The organism is Thiomicrospira sp. (genome assembly GCF_014859555.1).
Lineage (GTDB): Bacteria > Pseudomonadota > Gammaproteobacteria > Thiomicrospirales > Thiomicrospiraceae > Thiomicrospira.
Genome location: NZ_JACUTY010000140.1, coordinates 1 through 1,366 on the forward strand (window position 1 = coordinate 1; position 1,366 = coordinate 1,366).

Genomic DNA, 1,366 nt, shown 5'->3' on the forward strand with positions numbered 1-1,366 from the left:
TTCTTTAAAAATTAAATTGCTTTTTGCTTCACCCTTGGATGGGTCGGGAAGTTCACACCCGTTTCAATTGTATTCTGATCGGCCTCCTCGGGTATTGGGTTAATACAGACCTCCGCTGGCGGTAATTTGACCAAGGGTCGCCCTTGGCTAAAGCGTTGCGGATGTTTTGCAAACGCTTCATCTAGCGCTTGTTGGCGTATTGTTGCAATTTGCTTGTAATCACCGCTAAACACTTGATAGGGCGTGAACCCCGCCAGACTGCCGTGGTGATGTTGATGGTTGTACCAGCTCACATAGTCTTGGCACCAGCGCATGGCATGGTCGTAATCATCGAAGCGGCGCGGATAATCCGGCTGATACTTCAGCGTTTTAAACTGCGCCTCGCTCATCGGGTTGTCGTTACTCACTCTGGGGCGGCTGTGAGAGGCGGTAATCGCCAATTCACCCAGCAGATCAAGATAACAATGCGCCGTCATCGGCGTGCCGCGATCTTGATGTAACGTTAAGCTGTTGGGGGCAATCTGGTAGCGTTGCACCGCCTCATCAATCAGTTGAGATGACAGCGCACTGTTTTCTTTGCGCGAGAGCATCCAGGCCACAATATGGCGACTGAATAAATCCATCACCACATACAACGAGAGATATTCGCCTCGTTTTTGAGTGGGTAGTTTGGCAATATCCCACGTCCACACTTGATTGGGCGCATCGGCACGTAATCTGGGCACACTGTGCGATTGTGGCGGACGTTGTGCGCGACGGTCACCGTTGAGTCGGTTCGCACGTAATAGACGGTGCATGGTGCTCACCGAACACAAGTACTCCCCTTGCTCCAATAACCGATGAAACACTTGTACCGGCGGTTGATTGCAGTAGGCTTCACTCGTAAGCGTGCTAATCACCTGTTGACGCTCCGGTTCACTCAGTGCCTTGGGTTGTTAAGGTATAGCGCGATGATACCCACGCGGCAACCTCGGCCCACAGAAGGTGTGCGCCTTGATCTGGCGGCGCAGCGTATTACGACACAGTGCTAAGGCATCGGCGGCCACACGTTGTGACACATAAGGCGGTAGGGGTTGATCGATCATCATGCTCACGAGTTCTCGTGTTCGAGTGCTTCGATCAGTGCCAAGGCTTTTTTTTGGAGTAAAAGGCAGCCGTCTTTGACCGCCATCTGCTTGAGCAGACGCGCATTCTCTTTTTCTAACTGCTCAATACGCTTTTGCTCTGGGGTTTTAGACGGCGCAGGACCGGGCTTGGATTTAGCTAAACCCTTAACACCTTGTTCGGCAAACTCACGACGCCATTGCGCCAGCTGATTGGAATAGAGTTTTTCACGGCGCAACAACGTCCCTAACTCACCATGCTT

The 1,366-nt window shown here is 52.0% G+C and carries 1 protein-coding gene and 1 pseudogene; both read right to left on the reverse strand.

Features of this window, described 5'->3' with window-relative positions:
• Positions 1–11 precede the first annotated feature (11 nt).
• Positions 12–899, reverse strand: a complete 888-nt coding sequence (locus tag IBX48_RS10570) for an IS3 family transposase (RefSeq protein WP_296834401.1) — start codon at positions 897–899, stop codon at positions 12–14.
• Between the two features lie 191 nt (positions 900–1,090).
• Positions 1,091–1,366: pseudogene (locus IBX48_RS10575) on the reverse strand (hypothetical protein); the annotation flags it as partial.